Annotated in this window: 17 protein-coding genes and 1 pseudogene; 8 read left to right on the top strand and 10 right to left on the bottom strand. The window is 62.7% G+C overall.

The window, feature by feature from the left end; translation table 11 throughout:
* Positions 1–127: 127 nt before the first annotated feature.
* Genes ACVWZP_RS10920 through ACVWZP_RS10900 form a run of 5 tightly spaced genes read right to left on the bottom strand, consistent with a single transcriptional unit; the run spans position 128 to position 5506 of the window.
* Complete coding sequence (locus ACVWZP_RS10920) at positions 128–1345, bottom strand: phospholipase D-like domain-containing protein (protein WP_457369733.1); 1218 nt, start codon at positions 1343–1345, stop codon at positions 128–130.
* Positions 1346–1401: 56 nt separating this feature from the next.
* Complete coding sequence (locus ACVWZP_RS10915) at positions 1402–2049, bottom strand: MotA/TolQ/ExbB proton channel family protein (RefSeq protein WP_046384169.1); 648 nt, start codon at positions 2047–2049, stop codon at positions 1402–1404.
* 17 nt (positions 2050–2066) lie between these two features.
* Entirely contained in the window at positions 2067–4346 is a 2280-nt protein-coding gene (locus ACVWZP_RS10910) for a TonB-dependent receptor (protein ID WP_046384168.1), read from the bottom strand.
* 24 nt (positions 4347–4370) lie between these two features.
* Positions 4371–5096: an energy transducer TonB family protein gene (locus tag ACVWZP_RS10905; protein WP_457369732.1), complete on the bottom strand. Its 726-nt coding sequence runs from the start codon at positions 5094–5096 to the stop codon at positions 4371–4373.
* Positions 5097–5098: 2 nt separating this feature from the next.
* On the bottom strand, positions 5099–5506 hold the full coding sequence (locus ACVWZP_RS10900) for an ExbD/TolR family protein (RefSeq protein WP_005786670.1): 408 nt from the start codon (positions 5504–5506) through the stop codon (positions 5099–5101).
* A gap of 190 nt (positions 5507–5696) precedes the next feature.
* Here ACVWZP_RS10900 and ACVWZP_RS10895 point away from each other — a divergent pair, with 190 nt between their 5' ends.
* Positions 5697–6251 carry a GNAT family N-acetyltransferase gene (locus ACVWZP_RS10895; protein WP_457369731.1) on the top strand — a complete coding sequence of 185 codons (555 nt, stop codon included), beginning with the start codon at positions 5697–5699 and terminating at the stop codon, positions 6249–6251.
* Positions 6248–7822, top strand: a complete 1575-nt coding sequence (locus ACVWZP_RS10890; protein ID WP_046384165.1) for an alkaline phosphatase D family protein — start codon at positions 6248–6250, stop codon at positions 7820–7822. Before ACVWZP_RS10895 ends, ACVWZP_RS10890 begins: the two co-directional genes overlap by 4 nt.
* Here the strand turns inward: ACVWZP_RS10890 and ACVWZP_RS10885 are convergent.
* A complete protein-coding gene (locus ACVWZP_RS10885) occupies positions 7819–8445 on the bottom strand; it encodes a serine-tRNA(Ala) deacylase AlaX (protein WP_046384164.1) in 627 nt (208 codons plus the stop codon). The genes ACVWZP_RS10890 and ACVWZP_RS10885 overlap by 4 nt on opposite strands.
* Positions 8446–8534: 89 nt before the next feature.
* On the opposite strand from ACVWZP_RS10885, the gene ACVWZP_RS10880 reads away from it, so the two are divergent.
* A complete protein-coding gene (locus ACVWZP_RS10880; RefSeq protein ID WP_046384163.1) occupies positions 8535–9467 on the top strand; it encodes a LysR family transcriptional regulator in 933 nt (310 codons plus the stop codon).
* Between the two features lie 97 nt (positions 9468–9564).
* Here the strand turns inward: ACVWZP_RS10880 and ACVWZP_RS10875 are convergent.
* From ACVWZP_RS10875 to ACVWZP_RS10865, 3 genes and pseudogenes are all read right to left on the bottom strand, one after another.
* Positions 9565–9822, bottom strand: a pseudogene (locus ACVWZP_RS10875) (PA2817 family protein); the annotation flags it as partial.
* A gap of 35 nt (positions 9823–9857) precedes the next feature.
* Complete coding sequence (locus ACVWZP_RS10870) at positions 9858–10265, bottom strand: PA2817 family protein (protein WP_017846829.1); 408 nt, start codon at positions 10263–10265, stop codon at positions 9858–9860.
* Between the two features lie 74 nt (positions 10266–10339).
* Complete coding sequence (locus ACVWZP_RS10865) at positions 10340–12787, bottom strand: acyl-CoA dehydrogenase (protein ID WP_102618884.1); 2448 nt, start codon at positions 12785–12787, stop codon at positions 10340–10342.
* A gap of 202 nt (positions 12788–12989) precedes the next feature.
* On the opposite strand from ACVWZP_RS10865, the gene ACVWZP_RS10860 reads away from it, so the two are divergent.
* The 4 genes from ACVWZP_RS10860 (at position 12990) to ACVWZP_RS10845 (ending at position 16166) form a co-directional block, all read left to right on the top strand.
* Positions 12990–13649: a transglutaminase-like domain-containing protein gene (locus ACVWZP_RS10860; RefSeq protein ID WP_046491106.1), complete on the top strand. Its 660-nt coding sequence runs from the start codon at positions 12990–12992 to the stop codon at positions 13647–13649.
* A gap of 56 nt (positions 13650–13705) precedes the next feature.
* The gene (locus ACVWZP_RS10855; RefSeq protein ID WP_017846832.1) at positions 13706–14323 is read left to right on the top strand and encodes a glutathione S-transferase family protein; all 618 of its coding nucleotides are present in this window, start codon (positions 13706–13708) and stop codon (positions 14321–14323) included.
* A 134-nt stretch (positions 14324–14457) separates the two neighbouring features.
* Positions 14458–15390 carry an ABC transporter ATP-binding protein gene (locus ACVWZP_RS10850; RefSeq protein WP_057005849.1) on the top strand — a complete coding sequence of 311 codons (933 nt, stop codon included), beginning with the start codon at positions 14458–14460 and terminating at the stop codon, positions 15388–15390.
* Positions 15387–16166 carry an ABC transporter permease gene (locus ACVWZP_RS10845; protein ID WP_046384161.1) on the top strand — a complete coding sequence of 260 codons (780 nt, stop codon included), beginning with the start codon at positions 15387–15389 and terminating at the stop codon, positions 16164–16166. The genes ACVWZP_RS10850 and ACVWZP_RS10845 overlap by 4 nt, the downstream gene beginning before the upstream one ends.
* 72 nt (positions 16167–16238) lie before the next feature.
* On the opposite strand, the gene ACVWZP_RS10840 is transcribed toward ACVWZP_RS10845, so the two are convergent.
* Positions 16239–16784, bottom strand: a complete 546-nt coding sequence (locus ACVWZP_RS10840) for a TetR/AcrR family transcriptional regulator (RefSeq protein ID WP_046384160.1) — start codon at positions 16782–16784, stop codon at positions 16239–16241.
* Positions 16785–16875: 91 nt separating this feature from the next.
* On the opposite strand from ACVWZP_RS10840, the gene ACVWZP_RS10835 reads away from it, so the two are divergent.
* Complete coding sequence (locus ACVWZP_RS10835) at positions 16876–18069, top strand: MFS transporter (protein ID WP_046384159.1); 1194 nt, start codon at positions 16876–16878, stop codon at positions 18067–18069.
* The last annotated feature ends 20 nt before the right edge of the window (positions 18070–18089 follow it).

The following is an 18089-nucleotide window of genomic DNA, read 5'->3' as shown; positions in this document are numbered from 1 at the left end:
AATATTTCCACACACTACCACCACAGGGACTGAGAATGGCAGACCTTGGCGTAGGAAATTTCTCAGTCAAACGCCCCCGCGTCGAAGGGTACATCCCTGTGCGCGCGGGCGTTGAATCGTGTCCAGGTCAAGGTTGGCCAGGGTGCGGCGCAGGGTAATCGGCCGTTACGTCCAGTGCTTTGGCGTAGGGCCCATCCCACAACTGCTCATGCAATTGGCCTATACGCTTGGCCATCGCTTCGCTGCGCATGACCACCTCCAGGTTGCGCGAATTATCCAGATAACCGCCCAGCCAATTGCTGGTGCCGACCCAGGCCACTTGCCCGTCGATCTCCAGGGTCTTGCTGTGGATCACCCGTGCGTAGGGGATAAACCCTTGCTTGGCCTGGGGCAGGGTGACGATCTTGATCTGCACGTTGGGCAGCACCGCGAGGCTTTTCAAATAGGGCAGTTCCAGCGCATCGGTGTTCCAGTTGGACACCATCAGCTTGATCGACACCCCGCGTGCGGCGGCGGCACGCACGGCGTTGTCGATCACCGCATAGTAGGGCCGGGTTTTATCCGGGCCGTAGGACAGCGGCGCGTAGTCCAGCAGTTGCACGCGCACTTCGTGCTTGGCTTCGCCGAGCAGGCGCGGCAGTTCGAGTTGGGAGTCGCCCACCCCGGGCGGGTTGTAGCGTTGCGGGCTGGCCACCAGGTAATTGCCGCTGCGCGCAGGCGCCTGGCCGGCCATCGGCAGCGGCACCGGGCTGTGTGCGCTCAGCGCCGCCTGGGCTTGCCAGTCCTGATCGAAAATCGCCTGGACCTGGCCGACCACCGTGGCGTCGGTGATGCGCAGCCCGGTTTCGTGGATATGTTCCAGGGACCGCCAGTCGAAATTCTGGCTGCCGACAAACGCCTGCTGCCCATCCACCACCATGTATTTGGCGTGGATGATGCCGCCACTCAGTTGCGCGTAGGGCAGCACGCGCAAGGTCAGGTTGGGAATCGCGCGCAGGCGTTCCAGGGTGGAGGCTTCTGATAGGCGAATGCCTTTTTCCTCCAGCAGGAAGCGAATTTTCACGCCGCGTTTACCGGCGGCCTCCAGGCGCTCGATCACCCGCTCCAGTACCGAGCCTGGATGGTCGGCGGCATAAAACTGGCCGATGTCGATCGTGCTTTTGGCGCCGTCGAACAGCTCGATCCATACCGGGCCCGGCTGGCGTAGATCGGCGCTCGCCAGGTCGGTGTCCAGCGGCACGGTGTGTACCAGTTCGAACCCCGGAATTGAAAAGTCCGCCTGGGCCAGCGGACTGAGCAGCCAGCCGGCGAGGCCGGCGATACGGCATTTCATCGATAGGGACATAGGCATCTCGTCAGGGAAAAAGACAGGGCGGGCGCCTCACGCGCCCGCCCTGACAGTCATGCCGTGCGGCTGTGCAACGAGGTCGGCACCAGGTGCGGCACTTCGCCTTGCACGCGGGCCCCGGTGGCAGCGCGGATCAGCAGGATCTTCAACTGATCGTTGATGCGTTCCAGGCTGTCCTGGAAGAAGTTGTGGAACACCACGCAGAACAGCGCGATGGCGATCCCCAGGCCCGTCGCGAACAACGCGGTGCCGATACCGCCGGAAATCTGCCCAGGGTCGGACACCCCCGCGCTGGCCAACGCCTTGAAGGTGTCGATGATGCCGAGGATGGTGCCGAGCAAGCCCAGCAACGGCGCGGCGGTGGTGATGGTTTCGATTATCCACAGGCTGCGGGCCAGCGGGGCGCGGGTGGTCAGGTACTGGGTTTCGATCACATCGTCCAGGTCCTTGCGCGAACCCTGCGAGGCTTTCTGTGCCAGCACCGGCATCACCATGTTCAGCGGCAGGCTGTCGCGGCGGCTCAGGCTTTCCGGCAGGTCACGTTCGCTGTGTACGTGGGCGCCCAGCACCTCGGTCAAGGCACGGGCCTGGCGGCGCACATAGGCGAAGTAAATACCGCGCTCGATGGTGATAAAGATGGCGATGGCCATCGCGGCGTACATCACATAGAAGGTGATGTCGTGGAGCAGGTTCATGTTCATGTTCGATTACCTCGCCGTTAGAAATTGGCTTCCAGGGACACCGTCACGGTGCGTTCCAGGCCAACGATGTAGGCCGGGTCGCCGTCGCGGAAACCGCTGTAGCTGGCCGCGTTGGTCTTGGTGGTGTACACGCCGTCCAGGTACTTCTTGTCGAACAGGTTGTCGACGTTCAGGCGCAGGGTTGCGTCCTTCACCACTTTCTTGTCCACCGGCAGGTAGATACCGGCGCCGGCGTTGAACACGGTGCGGCCGGAGATGGCTTCGTCGTTGGTCAGGTCACCGTAGAGCTTGCTGGTGTATTTGCCGCCGAAGGTGCCGTAGAAGCGTCCGTCGTCATACCCGATGTTGGCGGCCAGCATGTTTTTCGGCACGTTGGCGAACTGCTTGCCGCTGGTGGGCAACAGGATGGCTTTGCCCGCGTTGTACACGGTCAAGTCGTCCTGTTGCTCGGCCTTGGTATAGGTGTAGGAGGTGTAGTAGTTGAAGTGGTGGGGCAGCAGGCCGCTCCATTCCAGCTCCAGGCCGCTGTTGTTGACCGATCCGGCGTTGATGTCGGCGAAGTCGCCGTTGACGTCCTTGGACGAAACCTGGCGATCCTTGAACTGCATGTAGAACAAGGTGGCGGCCACGGTCATGTCGTCGCCGGTGAAGCGCCAGCCCAGCTCATGGTTCCAGCTGGTTTCCGGCTTGGAGTTGATCGAGTCCACGCCCTTGTCGTACAGCACGTAGTTCTGCGGGATACGCATGTTGCGCGACAGGCTGTAGAACAACTGGTCGCGTTCGTCGAGCTGGTACTTGAGGCCGGCGTTGGGCAGCAGCTTGTTGTAGGTCTGGTGACGTTTTTCCGGCTGCTCGGTGAGGCTGCCGTTGTTGGTGCCGTCGCGCTTGACGTTCATGTAGGCCAGGCCGGCCACCAGGGTCCAGTCCGGGTTGATGTACCAGGTGTCCTGGGCCCAGACTTTCTGCGCCGGCGTGACGGTGAAACGATCGCGGCCTTGCACGGTGTTGCCGTTCGCATCGACCACGGAAGTGCCGTCCGGCCAGGTATCGGTAGGCTTGCCGTTGCTCTTGAGCGCGATGAACGGTTGGGTCTGGCTTTGGCGCGCGCGCTCGTACCAGTAGCCGAATTGCAGGCTGTGATCGCCCAGGTCCCAGTTCAGTTTGGTGGTAATGCCGGGGCGCCAGGTCTGGGTGCGGGAGGGGCGGTAGTACACGCCGGTGGTCGAGGAACCGTCGGCATTGTATTGCGCGGCGGTGGGCAAGTTGCCCAGGTCGAAGACGCCGCCTGCGTTTGAGCCGCGGTTCAGCGCGTAGCTCGACGAGTTGACGCCGCTGCCGTTACCCCAGAAGTAATACGGGATCACCGACAGGGCCAGGTTGTCGGCCAGTTTGAACTGGGTATTGAGCACGCCGGTAAAGGTCTGGAACGGGTTCTGCGCGAGGGCGTAGTAGCTGTTGAGCTTGCCGTTGCTGCCGACCGTCGGTGTGGCGGGGTAGGGGTCGAACTTGCGGCCGTTCTGCTGGAACTGCGATTTGGTCAGTTGGCTGTAACTGTTGTTGTCCTGCTCGTGGTACTTGAGGATCAGGTTGGCGGTGTTGCCGTTGCCGGCGTCGAAGAAGCTGTTCCACTCGACCTTGTCCGCACGCACGGCGCCCGAGCCGCGCCACATCTGCCCTTCGGTATGGGACGCCGACAGCCAGTTGCTCAGGCCGTTGACCTCGCCGGTGTTGAGCCGGGCAAAGGTCTTGCGGGTGGCGTTGCTGCCGATGGTCTGTTTGACGAAGGCCCCGGTTTCCTTGGTGGGGCGAATGGTCACGATACCGATGTTGCCGCCGCTGGAACCGATGTGCGGGCCGTCGGCCTCCGACGAGCCTTGGGTGACGAAAATCTGGTCGATGTTTTCCGGGTCGCCCAACAGGTTGGAGTACAGCGCATAGTTGCCGGAGTCGTTGATCGGCATGCCGTCCACCGACATCCCCACCTGGTCGGAGTTAAGCCCGCGCATGGTGAAGCGAAAACCCGACAGGCCGGTGGCATCTTCGCTGGAGATGTTCAGGCCCGGGGTGTACTTGAGCTTGTCGATGGCGTTGCCGGTGGCGGTTTGTTTATCCAGCGCTTCCTTGGTTATCGTGGAGCGCCCCTTGATGCTTTCTTCCTGCACCATGTAGCCGCCACCGGCAGTGGCCTTGCCTTGTACGCCGATGGTGCCGACGTCGCTGTCGCCGGTGTCGGCCATGACCATGCCATGCCCCATGCTCGCGGCAACGAGTGCCAGATGAATCCGTGTGAACCTCATCAGTGTCGTCCTAGTGTCGGGTGCTTATTGCACGCTGTAGTTGAAGGTGGCGGTGAAGCGCTGCTCGTTGCGCCCCCCGAAGGCTTGCTCGGGGAACGGCTTGACCTGCTTGATACGCCGCAGGCTGTTGGCGGCGGCCCGGTTGAGCAACATGCTCGAGGCCGGGGTCTGCACGCCGGAGTCGAGTACCCGACCCTGGCGGTCCACCAGCAGCCAGACCACCACGTCGCCACTTGGGCGTTCGAGGGAGGCCTGGCGTCCTGTGGGGTATTGCTTGTAAGTGTCCAGCTCGTTACGCAAACCCTTGAGGTAACCGCCCTCCAGGGCCTGGCCGTCGACCTTGGGCGGTGCGGGCGGGGCCGGAGTCGGCGCAGCCTGGGCGACCGCCGCGGGCGCGGGTTTGGCCGCCACCGGGGGCGGTGTCGGCGTGGGTTTGGCGACCACGGGCTTGGGCGCCGGCTTGGGCTTGGGTTCAGGTTTCGGCACCGGCTTGGGCGGTGGCGGGGGCGGTGGTGGAGGGGCCGGCTCGGCCTCTTCATCCTCGATCACCGGCGGTGGCGGTGCTTGCTCCGCCACGGGTGGCGGCACCACCTCGGGCTCCGGCTCGACCAATGCCAACTCGACCGCCGACTCGTCGTACACCGGTTCGACCTTCAACGTCTGGGACTGGATACCCAGTGCAATCAGCACCAGGGCGATCAGGGCCGGGACACTGCCCAGCAGCCGACGCGCACGAAACAGGACATACATGATCAGGACTTACGCGTGGCGATGGACACGGAGGTAAAGCCACCCAGACGCAGGGTGTCCATCACCTCCACCAGGCGCGAAACCTCCACGCCCTTGTCGCTGTTGACGATGATCGTCGACTTGGTATCCGGCTTTTCAGCCGCCTTCAGCGCCGGTACCAGAGCGTCGACCGTGAGGTCCTTGCCATCCAGTTGCAACTGGCCTTCCAGGCCCAGGGTGAGGATGAATTTGTTCTGCGGCTTGAGCTGCTGCGAACTGCTGGCGCTGGGCAGTTGAGTCTTCATGCCGAGTGCCGGAATCACGTTCAGACTCACGAGTACGAAAAACACCAGGAGGAACATCATCACGTCGATCATCGGGATCAGTTCGATGTGTGCCTTGCGTTTTTTCGGTTCATCCCAGGTTCTCATTCCGCTACCCCGTTATTGAATTAGGGGCGACACGCTAACAACGGAAAATGACCGAACGGTTAACTTTAATTTACGTTTTGACGTGTCTAGGACGTGTCTTACAGATTGGTTTCCGGTCACTTCCACGACGTAATGAAACTGAAACGCCGGGGGTACATTCTCGAAAAATTTACACCGAGAGCCGTCTTGTATGAGTCAGTCATTGCCGCATTTGTTGACTTCGCGTTTACTGTTGCGGGCGCTGGAAAGCGACCAGGCCGCGGTACTTTCCAGCCTCGCCAACGGGCCGAAGATTGCTGACAACACGGCCAACATTCCATCGCCCTATACCCTGGAAACGGCCCGGACGTTTATTGACGGGATGCAAGACAAATACCGCGCCGGCGATCTGTTGAGCCTGGGCATGCACCTGCGCGAAACCGGCGAATTGATCGGCATCGTCAGCCTGCGTCTCAATGCGCGTCACCACTACGGGCACCTGGGCGGATGGGTGGCGGCGCACTGTCGCAACCAGGGCTATGCGGCCGAGGCGGCGCGTGCGGTGATGGACTTCGGGTTCGCCGAACTGGGCCTGTACCGAGTGGGCAGCCAATGCTTTGCCCGCAACAAGGAGTCGGCGCGGGTCATGGAGAAAATCGGCCTGCTGTACGAAGGCTGTATGCGCGCCGCGTTTCTCAAGAATGGGGTGTATGAGGACTTGCTCGGGTTTGCGACCGTGCGCAATGACTGGGAGCGCCGGGCGTGAGTCGTGCGGTTGACCATGATCGGCGCCGGGTGCTGGCCGGGCTGGCGCTGGCCACCACCTTTTCGATCCTCAGCCCGTTTGCCCGCAGTGCGGGGATCGATTATCCGTTCACGTTGGGCGTGGCCTCGGGTGATCCGTTGCCGGATGGTTTCGTGATCTGGACGCGCCTGGCGCCGTTGTTCAATGCGGCGGACGGTCGCGGCGGGTTGGCGCGTGCGGTGCCGGTGCGTTGGCGGGTCGCCAGCGATGCGGGGATGACGCGCATTGTGAGGCAGGGTGAGGTGATGGCGAGCGAGCGCTTTGCCCACTCCGTGCATGTGGAAGTCGCGGGGCTGGAAGCCGGCAGGCCGTATTGGTATCAGTTCGAAGGGCTGGGGGCGCAGAGTGCGGTGGGGCAGTCGCGTACCGCGCCGGCTTTGCATGCCCTGGCGACGGCGCGTTTGGGGTTCGTGTCGTGCTCCCACTGGGAACGCGGATACTTCAGTGCCTATCGTCACCTGGCGGCGGAGCAGCCGGACCTGGTGTTTTTCCTCGGTGACTATATCTACGACAGTTCCTACGCGGCCGATTCGGGAAAAGTCATTCGTTCCCACGGCAGCGGCAACGCGCTGACCCTGAGCGACTATCGCAACCGCTATGCGCTGTACAAGACCGATCCGGATCTCCAGGCCTTGCACGCGGCGGCGCCCAGCGTGGCGACCTGGGACGATCACGAGGTGCAGAACGACTATGCCAGCCGCTGGTCCCAGGACCCGAAGGTTGCCGTGGCGCAGTTTCTCAAGCAGCGGGCGGCGGCGTATCAGGCCTATTACGAGCATATGCCGCTGCGCGTGAGCAGCCTGCCCAACGGGCCGGATATGCGCGTTTATCGGCGCCTGGACTACGGCCGCCTGGCACGTTTCCATGTGCTCGACGGTCGACAGTATCGCTCCGAGCAACCGTGCATTCAGGCCAACGGCAGCCATCAGGGCCACATCGCCGCCAACACCTGCAGCGACTTGCGCGACCCCGCTCGCACCATGCTCGGTTGGCAGCAGGAGGCCTGGCTGGACCAGGGGTTTGCCCAGTCGAAAGCGCAATGGAACGTGATCGCCCAGGACTTGCTGGTGGCGCCGCTGCTGCAGCGCGACCTGACCCAGCACACGCTGGGCCATTGGACCGATGGTTGGGATGGCTACATGGCGAACCGTTCACGGATGCTCGCGTCCATCGCGCGCCACCAGGTCAACAACCCGGTGTTCTGGGGCGGCGATATACATTCATTCTGGGCCACGGATTTGCATGCCGATGCCAACAACCCGGACTCGCCCGTGCTCGCCACCGAGTTCGTCGGCACCTCGGTGACCTCCGATGGGCCGCCTTATGACGCCTTCACCCAGATGCTGCCGCAGAATCCCCATGTGAAGTTTTTCGACAGCCGCCAGCGCGGGTATGTATCGGTGGCGTTGGATAGCCAGCGCATGCTCACGGACTTTCGTGTGATTACCGATCCGCGTGACCCGGCCGCCACGGTGTCGACGCTCAAGTCGTTCGTGGTGGAACCGGGGCGGGCCGGGGCGATCGCGGTTTAATCCAGGCTGTAGCGTACCGACAGCGTGCCCTTTTTCTCCGACACGGCCAGGATCGTCACCTGGCCCAATTCGCCCAACGCCTGCACATGCGTGCCACCACAGGCATACGCGGGCAACTCGCCGAAGCCGACTTCGCGGATGCCGTCTTCCAGGCGCATCTGGCGCGGGTAGTCGGCGGCGATCCATTGGTCGAGCTGTTGTTGAAGCGTGTCGGCCTCCATGGCTTGTGCGCTTTCGCCGCGGATAAAGGTGATCTTGCCTTCGCCCGGCCAGTGGTGGGCCTTGATCGGCATCCAGCCCAACGCCTCGCCGGCGTTGCCGATCAAGTGTCCGGCGGAATGCAGGCGGGTGTGCAAGGCACGGCGTGGTGCATCGACCCGTGCGTTGATCGGGCCCGGTTCTACGGGCTGGTCGAGGTAATGCACCACGCGCTCCGCCTCCTGGGTCACCCGCAGCACCCGGCTGTCGCCCAGCCAGCCGGTGTCGAATGGCTGGCCGCCGCCCTGGGGGTGGAAAATCGTCGACTGCAGCGTGACCGCAAACTGCTCTTCGTGGGCGGTGCAGCTCAGCACTTCAAGCTCGGCGGTCAGGTGGTCGTGGGTGAAAAACAGGCGCTCGGTCATCGTCTACATCCGCATCAAGGTTCTGCGGGCAGTATAAATAGTGCGCAGATGGGTGATAATCCGTTCAATTATCAATGGACTTGTGCGTCATGAGCATCAATCTTCCTTTGCCGCTGCTGGGTGAAATGGCGATTTTCGTCAAAGTGGTGGAAGCCGGCAGTTTTTCTGCGGCAGCGCGACAACTGAGCGTGTCGCCTTCGGCGGTGAGCCGCAGCATCTCGCGTCTCGAACAGGCGTTGGCCACGCGCCTGCTGCAACGCACCACGCGCAAACTGCGTTTGAGCGAGGGCGGCGAAGAGGTGTTCAAGCGTTGCCAGGAGATGGTCAACGCGGCGCGCTCGGTGATGGAAATCAGCGGCCAGTTCACCCACGAGGCCGAGGGCCTGGTGCGGGTCAGCGTGCCCAAGGCGGTGGGGCGGTTCGTGGTGCATCCGTATATGCCGGAATTTCTGCGGCGCTATCCCAAGGTCGATGTGCAACTGATCCTCGAGGACCGGCAGGTGGACCTGATCGATGACAACGTCGACCTGAGTATCCGTATCACCGACAGCCCGCCGCCGGGCCTGGTGGGGCGGCAATTACTGCCCATCGAACACGTGTTGTGCGCGACGCCGCAGTACCTGGCCGAGCATGGCACGCCGAGTCATCCCCATGATCTGCTGGCGCACAGTTGCATCTACCTGGGCGAAACCCCGGGGGACTCGCGCTGGAAGTTTCGCCGGGCGGGCAAGGCGGTCACGGTGGGCGTGCGGGGGCGGTATGCGGCGAACCACACCGGCGTGCGTCTGGATGCGGTGTTGCAGCATGTTGGGATTGGCAGCTTGCCGTATTTCACGGCGCGGCATGCGTTGGATGAGGGGCGCCTGGTGCAGGTGTTGCCTGAGTGGGACTTTATTGCGTCCTACCATGGCGAGGCCTGGCTGCTGCACTCGCCGACGCGGTACCTGCCGCCGAAGGTGCGGGTGTTCATTGATTACCTGGTGGCGTGCATGGCCACCGAGCCGACGCTGCGCCGACGGTAGTGTGGGAGGGGGCTTGCGCCCGATAGCGGTGGATCAGTCATGCATGTATTGGCTGACACACCGCCATCGGGGGCAAGCCCCCTCCCACATTGAATGATCAGTGCTTGCTCTGGTCCTGCGGCATCGCCAGCAGCTGTTTTTCCTGGTTCCAGTCGAACGGTTCGTCGTTCTGTTCGGCTTCAAAGCGACGCTCTTCCAGGGCCTGGTACAGGTCCAGTTCTTCGTCGGGCATGAAGTGCAGGCAATCACCGCCGAAGAACCACAGCAGGTCGCGTGGCACCAGATGGGCGATTTGCGGGTAACGCAGGATGACCTGGCTCATCATGTCCTGGCCCAGGTACTGGCTCTCGGTAGTGTGGGAGGGGGCTTGCCCCCACCCACATTGAATGATCAGTGCTTGCTCTGGTCCTGCGGCATCGCCAGCAGCTGTTTTTCCTGGTTCCAGTCGAACGGTTCGTCGTTCTGTTCGGCTTCAAAGCGACGCTCTTCCAGGGCCTGGTACAGGTCCAGTTCTTCATCGGGCATGAAGTGCAGGCAATCGCCGCCGAAGAACCACAGCAGGTCCCGTGGCACCAGATGGGCGATTTGCGGGTAACGCAGGATGACCTGGCTCATCATGTCCTGGCCCAGGTACTGGCTCTCGATCGGATCGATCGGCAGCAGGGCGCGCAGTTCATCGAAACGCTCCAGGAACAGCAGGTGGCTTTCCTCGGGCACCTGTTCGGCTTCGCCGACGGCAACCAGGATGCTGCGCAGGTGGTCGAGCAAGACGAGATGATCAGCAACGACGTTGGACACGAGATAAGTCCTCAAAGCAAAAACGGGCGCGAGAGTATATAGCTCAAGCGCCCGTAATTATATGGCCTGGGGGATCAGCGGACTTTACCCGCGGCCTGGGCCAGTTCTTCCTTGCTGAAATCATCCACGTCGATCACCTTGCGCCGTGCCGCTTCGGCTTCACGCAGGGTTTGCGCCTCGGCCGGTTGCAGCACCCCGGCGTGCAGTGCGGCGTCGATGGCCGGTTCGCCGGCAGCCGGTTTGACCTGGCCGCTTTTGAGGGCCGCATGCAGTTTTTTCTGCAGCGGATGGCTGGCGGCGAGCAGGTCGCAGGCATGTTGCAGGGCGCCCACCGGGTCTTGCGCCGATTGCGGGCGGTAGCAGCCAGCCAGCAGTTCTTCGAGGGTCGGATCGCCCTTGGCGCGACCGATCACCGCGGCCACTTCGGCATCCAGCGCATCGGACGGGCCGGTATGGCGACGGCCGAACGGGAACACGATGACCCGCAGCAGGCAACCGAGCAGCTTGTTCGGGAAGTTGCTCAGCAGTTCATCCAGCGCGCGTTCGGCTTCGCCCAGGCTTTCTTCCATGGCCCAGGTGAACAGCGGTTCCAGGTGGTCCGGCGAATCCAGGTCGTGATAACGCTTGAGCGCCGCCGAAGCCAGGTACATATGGCTCAGCACATCGCCCAGGCGTGCCGACAGGCGTTCGCGGCGTTTCAACTCGCCGCCCAGCAGCATCATGCTCAGGTCGGCGAGCAGGGCGAACGCCGCAGCCTGACGGTTCAGCGCGCGGAAGTAAGCCTGGCTCAAGCGGTTGCCGGGGGCTTTTTCGAAGTGGCCGAGACCCAGGTTGAGCACCAGGGTGCTGGCGGCGTTGCTCACGGCAAAGCCGATGTGCTGCATCAGCAGGCCATCGAATTCCTTGAGCGCCTGGTCGTGGTCTTCGCGGCCGGCCAGGGCCATTTCCTTGAGTACGAAGGGGTGGCAACGGATCGCGCCCTGGCCAAAGATCATCAGGTTGCGCGACAGGATATTTGCGCCTTCCACCGTGATGAAGATCGGCGCGCCTTGCCAACTGCGGCCCAGGTAGTTGTTCGGGCCCATGATGATGCCCTTGCCGCCGTGGACATCCATGGCGTGGCTGATGCATTCGCGGCCGCGCTCGGTCAGGTGGTACTTGAGGATCGCCGACAGCACCGAGGGTTTTTCACCGAGGTCCACCGCGTTGGCGGTGAGCATGCGCGCGCTGTCCATCAGCCAGGCGTTGCCGCCGATGCGGGCGAGGGCCTCCTGGATACCTTCGAAGGCCGCCAGCGGCACGTTGAACTGCTCGCGTACCTGGGCGTATTGGCCGGTCACCAGGCTGGTGAACTTGGCTGCGCCGGTGCCGACCGCCGGCAGGGAAATCGAGCGGCCCACCGACAGGCAGTTCATCAGCATCATCCAGCCCTTGCCGAGCATGTCCTGGCCACCGATCAGGTAGTCCAGGGGGATGAACACGTCCTTGCCGGAGTTGGGCCCGTTCATGAACGCGGCGCCCAGCGGCAGGTGACGACGGCCGATGTCAACGCCCGGCGTATCGGTGGGAATCAACGCGAGGCTGATGCCCAGGTCTTCTTCTTCGCCCAGCAAGTGGTCCGGGTCATGTGCCTTGAACGCCAGGCCGAGCAGGGTCGCGACCGGGCCCAGGGTGATGTAGCGTTTTTCCCAGTTCAGGCGCAGGCCGAGGGTTTCCTCGCCTTGCCATTGACCTTTGCAGATCACCCCGGTGTCGGGCATGGCGCCGGCGTCGGAGCCGGCCAGCGGGCCGGTCAGGGCGAAGCAGGGAATATCGTCGCCACGGGCCAGGCGCGGCAGGTAGTGGTTGCGCTGTTCATCGGTGCCGTAATGCAGCAGCAGCTCGGCCGGGCCGAGGGAGTTGGGGACCATCACGGTGGACGCCAGGTCGCCGCTGCGGGTCGCGAGTTTCATCGCCACCTGGGAGTGGGCATAGGCGGAGAAGCCTTTGCCGCCGTACTCCTTGGGAATGATCAGGGCGAAGAAACCATGGGTCTTGATGTGTTCCCAGGCGGCGGGCGGCAGGTCCATGGCCTGGCCGATTTGCCAGTCGCTGACCATCGCGCACAGTTCTTCGGTCGGCCCATCGATGAACGCCTGCTCTTCTTCGGTCAGGCGTGCCTTGGGGTAGGCGAGCAACGTGTTCCAGTCGGGGCGGCCGCTGAACAGCTCGCCGTCCCACCAGACGGTGCCGGCGTCGATGGCATCGCGCTCGGTCTCGGACATTGGCGGCAAGACCTTCTGAAACCAACTGAACAGCGGCTTGGTGACGTATTCGCGGCGCAGGTCGGGCAGCAGCAGCGGCGCGGCGACGATGGCAATCAACACCCAGCAGATCAGCAGCAGCCAACCCGGTGCGTGGCTCCAGGCGCCCATCGCCAGCAGGTAAACGGCGACCACGCCCAGGGCGGGCAGGGGCGCGGTGCGGCGGTGTGCCAGGTAGGCAATGCCGACCACCAGAACCAGTATCCACAACAACAACATATTCAATCCTCCGTGAAACCAGGGGCGAAACCACCGTTGAGCTTAGTCGGCATCCGAGAAAGCGCGGTGATCAGGGTGTGGCGAGTTGTACTGGAAGCACCTTGGGATCACCGATCACCAGGCGCCGACATTTGGCCGAATCGTCGTTATCACTGTGGCGGACCTGTCGTTAGACTCCAGGCTTCCCCCGGAGATCAAACCCATGGAAACGTACCTGAATCCCAGCCGCTTCATCGATAGTGACCACCCTGCGGTGGTGGAGTTCGCCGAAAAACATCGCGGTTCCAGCGCGGATTCAGGTGACCAGGCAGTCAGTCTTTATTACGCCGTGCGTGAGGCGGTGCGCTACAACCCCTATACCTTCAGCCGCGACCCCAACACCCTGAACGCCAGCTTCGCCCTGGCTGCCGGCCAGAGCTACTGCGTGCCCAAGGCCACCTTGCTCGCCGCCTGCGCACGGCACTGCGGGATTGCGGCGCGCATCGGCCTGGCGGATGTGCGCAATCACCTGTCGACGCCACGCCTGATCGCGCTGCTCAAAAGCGATGTGTTCGCCATGCACGGTTATACCGAGCTGTACCTGAACGGGCGCTGGGTCAAAGCCACGCCGGCGTTCAACCAGCAATTGTGCGAGCTGTTCGATGTGCCGCCGCTGGCGTTCGATGGGATCAACGACAGTGTGTTCCACGCCTTCAATCGCCAGGGCAAGCGCTCGATGGAGTACGTGGTGGACCATGGGCAATTTGCGGATGTGCCCGAAGATTTCTTCTTTGCCCACCTGGAGAAATGTTACCCGCACCTGTTTGGCGAGCAGATGCCGAGCGTGCTGGGTGACATGCAGGACGATTTAAGCCGCCCGTGAACCGGCGTATGCTGCTGCGTTAATCAAGCCATGTTCATCAACAATAAGGCGCGGTCATGCTGAAGATCTGGGGGCGTAAAAATTCATCGAACGTCAGGAAAGTCCTGTGGTGCGCCGAGGAACTCGGCCTGGACTATGAGGCCATCGATGCGGGCGGGGCGTTTGGCGTGGTGGACACGCCGCAATACCGCGCGTTGAACCCGAATGGCCGGGTGCCGATGATCGAAGACGGCGACTTCGTGCTGTGGGAATCCAACACCATCGTGCGTTACCTCTGCGCCAAGCAGGCGTCGAACTGGTACCCGAGCGACGTGAAGGCGCGGGCCAGTGCCGAAAAATGGATGGACTGGACCACCTCGACCCTCGCCGAGCCGTTCAAGGCGGTGTTCTGGGGCGTGGTACGCACCCCGGCGGAAAAACAGAACTGGGACAGCATCAACGCCGGGCGCCAGGCCTGCATCGATGCACTCGGCACCGTGGAGAAGGCGCTCGCCGAACAGCCCTACCTGTCAGGCGACGCCATCGGCATGGGCGATATCCCCTTGGGCTGCTTTGTTTACGCCTGGTTTGAAATGCCCATCGAACGCCCGGCCATGCCCCACCTGGAGGCTTGGTACCAACGCCTGCAACAGCGCCCGGCGTACCGCAAAGCGGTGATGACCGCGTTGACCTGATACTGACTATTAATACAGGTGACTGTACTTGTGCGGCGCGGGCAAGCACCATGTTTGTCATGCGCCGCCGTTGAACGATGCGCGGTGTGCCTTCATCTATTGTCCCTATTCCCTTCTTTGGTGCGTATTCCGCTATGAGTTCCGCTCTGTCCATCCGGCAGCTAACCAAAACCTACGGCAACGGTTTCCAGGCCCTGAGTGGTATCGATCTGGACGTTGCCGAAGGTGATTTCTTCGCCTTGCTCGGCCCCAATGGCGCCGGCAAATCCACCACCATTGGCATTCTCTCGACCCTGGTCAACAAGACCAGCGGCACGGTGAATATCTTCGGCCATGACCTGGACAAATCCCCGGCGGCGCTCAAGCGTTGCATCGGCGTGGTGCCCCAGGAATTCAACTTCAACCAGTTCGAAAAGACCTTCGACATCGTCGTGACCCAGGCCGGCTACTACGGCATCCCGTCGAAAATCGCCAAGGAACGCGCCGAGCAGTACCTGACCCAACTGGGCCTGTGGGACAAGCGCGACGTGCCTTCGCGTTCGCTCTCCGGCGGCATGAAGCGACGCTTGATGATCGCCCGCGCGCTGGTCCACGAACCGCGCCTGCTGATCCTCGACGAGCCCACCGCGGGGGTGGACATTGAACTGCGTCGCTCGATGTGGACCTTCCTCACCGAGCTGAACCAGAAAGGCATCACCATCATCCTCACCACCCATTACCTGGAAGAGGCTGAGCAACTGTGCCGCAACATCGGCATCATCGACCACGGCACCATTGTCGAGAACACCAGCATGCGCAACCTGCTGGGCCAGTTGCATGTGGAAACCTTCCTGCTCGACCTGAAGACCGAACGGTCGGCGCCGCCGCAATTGCTCGGCTACCCATGCCGCCTGGTGGACAGCCGCACCCTGGAAGTCCAGGTGGATAAAGCCATGGGCATCACCGCGCTGTTCGGCCAATTGGCGACCCAGCACATCGAAGTGCTGAGCCTGCGTAACAAAACCAATCGCCTTGAGGAGTTGTTCGTGTCCCTGGTGGAAAAAAACCTGGCGAAGGTGGCGGTATGAATGCTGAACTGCAACCCAACCTCATCGCCCTGCAAACCATCGTCTACCGTGAAGTGAAACGCTTTACCCGGATCTGGCCGCAGACCCTGCTGCCGCCGGCGATCACCATGGTCCTGTACTTCGTGATCTTCGGTAACCTGATCGGCCGGCAGATCGGCGGCATGGGCGGTTTCACCTACATGGAGTACATCGTGCCGGGCCTGATCATGATGTCGGTGATCACCAACTCCTACGGCAACGTGGTGTCGAGTTTCTTCGGCAGCAAGTTCCAGCGCTCCATCGAAGAACTGATGGTGTCGCCGGTGTCGCCGCACACCATTCTGATCGGCTACACCTTGGGCGGCGTGCTGCGTGGCTTGATGGTCGGCGTGATCGTGACCTTGTTGTCGTTGTTCTTCACCCAACTGCAAGTGCATCACCTCGGCATCACCCTGGTGGTGGTGGTGCTGACGGCGACGATCTTCTCGCTGCTGGGCTTCATCAACGCGGTGTTTGCACGCAACTTCGATGACATTTCGATCATCCCGACCTTCGTGCTGACGCCGCTGACCTACCTGGGCGGGGTGTTCTACTCCATTACCTTGCTGCCGCCGTTCTGGCAGACCGTGTCGCTGGCCAACCCGGTGCTGCACATGGTCAACGCCTTCCGCTACGGCATCCTGGGCGTGTCGGATATCCGGATCAGCGTGGCGATCACCTTCATGGTCGTGGCCACGGCGGTGTTGTACATCGGTTGCGCGCGGTTGCTGGTGAGCGGGCGCGGGATGCGGACGTAACGCCGGATTACACGCCGTAAAAAATGTGGGAGCGGGCAAGCCCGTTCCCACATTGGTTTCTGAATAACGTCTTTACCCTTGCAGCGCCAACTCGATCAGCGCGTGCAGCTCATCCACCGCCAGTGGCGCGGGGGAGAACAGAATGCGAAACACCGTCGGCGCCGCCAGCAGGTTGATCAGGCGGTCCGCGCTCGGCGGTGGCGGCGTGGCGTTCGGGTAGCGCTCGACGATCGTTTGAAGCTGCCCGCTCAGGATGCTCACGCAATACCCCGGCGTCTGGCTGGATTGCACATCGCGCATCATGTTGCGCCCCGGCTCCGAACTCATCTCATCCAGGTATTGCTCGGCCCACGCCCGCAGGTCGCCGCGCAGGCTGCCGGTGTTGGCCGGCGCGCTGTCCGGGCGCATGCGCGCCAGGGCCACATCGGCGAGCAACACCGAGAGGTCGCCCCAGCGGCGGTAGATGGTCGACGGCGTGACGCCCGCGCGCGCCGCGATCATCGGTACGGTGACGCTGGACCGCTCATGGGTTTCCAGCAGTTCGCGCACCGCCGAATGGACGGATTCTTGTACCCGGGCACTACGGCCCCCCGGGCGGAGGCCTTCTTTTATCGCCATGCCTGTGACCTTAACACAAAGAATTTGCTTTAAGCGGCGAGCAGTAGCACACTCGACAAAAGCAAAATATTAGCTTTAGCGGAGCGTGCCCATGTCCAGCCTCACTTCTCATCGTTCCAGCCTGGTGTTCCTGGCGATCACCTTGCTGACATTCCTGGCGGCCTCCAGCGCGCCGACGCCGTTGTATCACCTGTACCAGGAGGGCCTGCATTTTTCCTCGGGCATGCTCACACTGATCTTCGGGGTCTACGCCTTGAGCTTGCTGGCGGCGCTGTTGACCGTGGGCTCGCTGTCGGATCACCTGGGGCGCAAGCCGGTGATTTTTGCCGCACTGGCCCTGAATATGCTGGCGATGCTGCTGTTTATCAATGAGAGCAGCGTGGCCTGGCTGATCGCCGCACGGACGCTGCAGGGTTTCGCCACCGGCATGGCCACCGCGGTATTGGGCGCGGCCCTGCTCGACACCGACCGCCAACAGGGGCCGCTGGTCAATAGCGTCGCGCCCTTGCTGGGCATGGCTTGTGGCGCGATGGGCAGCAGCCTGCTGGTGGAATTCGCGCCGCTGCCCACCCAGTTGATCTACTGGACACTGCTCGCGCTGATGCTCGGGCAGGCCATGTATGTGTGGCGTTTACCGGAAACCGTCAGTCGCATCCCCGGCGCGCTGGCGTCATTGCGCCCGACTTTGCACGTGCCGCCGCAAGCGCGCCGGGCGTTGTGGCTGTCGTTGCCGGTGGACGTGGCGGTGTGGGCCATGGGCGGCTTCTATCTGTCCCTGGCGCCGTCGCTGGTACGGGCGGCGACCGGCTCGACCTCCAACCTGATCGGTGGCGGCCTGGTCGCGGTGTTGACCTTGAGCGGCGCGCTGATGATTTTCAGCCTGCGCAATCGCCCGGCCCACAAGGTCCTGCGGTTGGGCGCCAGCCTGCTGGCCGTTGGCGTGGCGCTGATTCTCGCGGCGGTCCACAGCGCCAGCCTGCCACTGTTTTTCATCGCCACGTTGATCGCCGGCAGTGGTTTTGGCGCGGGCTTTCTCGGGGCCTTGCGCAGTGTGGTGCCGCTGGCCTTGCCCCATGAGCGGGCGGGGTTGATGTCGGCGTTTTACGTGCTGAGCTACCTGGCGTTCTGCCTGCCGTCTTTGCTGGCGGGCAATCTGATCCGCAGTTTTGGCCTCATCGCCACCACGGACGGCTATGGTGTCGTGCTGATCATGCTGACCCTCGGCGCCCTGGCCGGGTTGCTGCGCCAGGATGCATTGCGGGTCGGGTGCAAGGGCAGCGTATGACGCTATATTGGTAAAATAGA

The organism is Pseudomonas sp. TE36184 (genome assembly GCF_054060055.1).
Note: the sequence above shows the minus strand (reverse complement) of the source record. Positions and strands in the feature narration are given on the sequence as shown.

Coding starts and splice junctions, on each gene's coding strand:
- ACVWZP_RS10920 (WP_457369733.1), bottom strand. CDS start 1,345: ATGTCCCTATCGATGAAATGCCGTATCGCCGGCCTCGCCGGCTGGCTG.
- ACVWZP_RS10915 (WP_046384169.1), bottom strand. CDS start 2,049: ATGAACATGAACCTGCTCCACGACATCACCTTCTATGTGATGTACGCC.
- ACVWZP_RS10910 (WP_046384168.1), bottom strand. CDS start 4,346: ATGAGGTTCACACGGATTCATCTGGCACTCGTTGCCGCGAGCATGGGG.
- ACVWZP_RS10905 (WP_457369732.1), bottom strand. CDS start 5,096: ATGTATGTCCTGTTTCGTGCGCGTCGGCTGCTGGGCAGTGTCCCGGCC.
- ACVWZP_RS10900 (WP_005786670.1), bottom strand. CDS start 5,506: ATGAGAACCTGGGATGAACCGAAAAAACGCAAGGCACACATCGAACTG.
- ACVWZP_RS10895 (WP_457369731.1), top strand. CDS start 5,697: ATGAGTCAGTCATTGCCGCATTTGTTGACTTCGCGTTTACTGTTGCGG.
- ACVWZP_RS10885 (WP_046384164.1), bottom strand. CDS start 8,445: ATGACCGAGCGCCTGTTTTTCACCCACGACCACCTGACCGCCGAGCTT.
- ACVWZP_RS10880 (WP_046384163.1), top strand. CDS start 8,535: ATGAGCATCAATCTTCCTTTGCCGCTGCTGGGTGAAATGGCGATTTTC.
- ACVWZP_RS10865 (WP_102618884.1), bottom strand. CDS start 12,787: ATGTTGTTGTTGTGGATACTGGTTCTGGTGGTCGGCATTGCCTACCTG.
- ACVWZP_RS10860 (WP_046491106.1), top strand. CDS start 12,990: ATGGAAACGTACCTGAATCCCAGCCGCTTCATCGATAGTGACCACCCT.
- ACVWZP_RS10855 (WP_017846832.1), top strand. CDS start 13,706: ATGCTGAAGATCTGGGGGCGTAAAAATTCATCGAACGTCAGGAAAGTC.
- ACVWZP_RS10850 (WP_057005849.1), top strand. CDS start 14,458: ATGAGTTCCGCTCTGTCCATCCGGCAGCTAACCAAAACCTACGGCAAC.
- ACVWZP_RS10845 (WP_046384161.1), top strand. CDS start 15,387: ATGAATGCTGAACTGCAACCCAACCTCATCGCCCTGCAAACCATCGTC.
- ACVWZP_RS10840 (WP_046384160.1), bottom strand. CDS start 16,784: ATGGCGATAAAAGAAGGCCTCCGCCCGGGGGGCCGTAGTGCCCGGGTA.
- ACVWZP_RS10835 (WP_046384159.1), top strand. CDS start 16,876: ATGTCCAGCCTCACTTCTCATCGTTCCAGCCTGGTGTTCCTGGCGATC.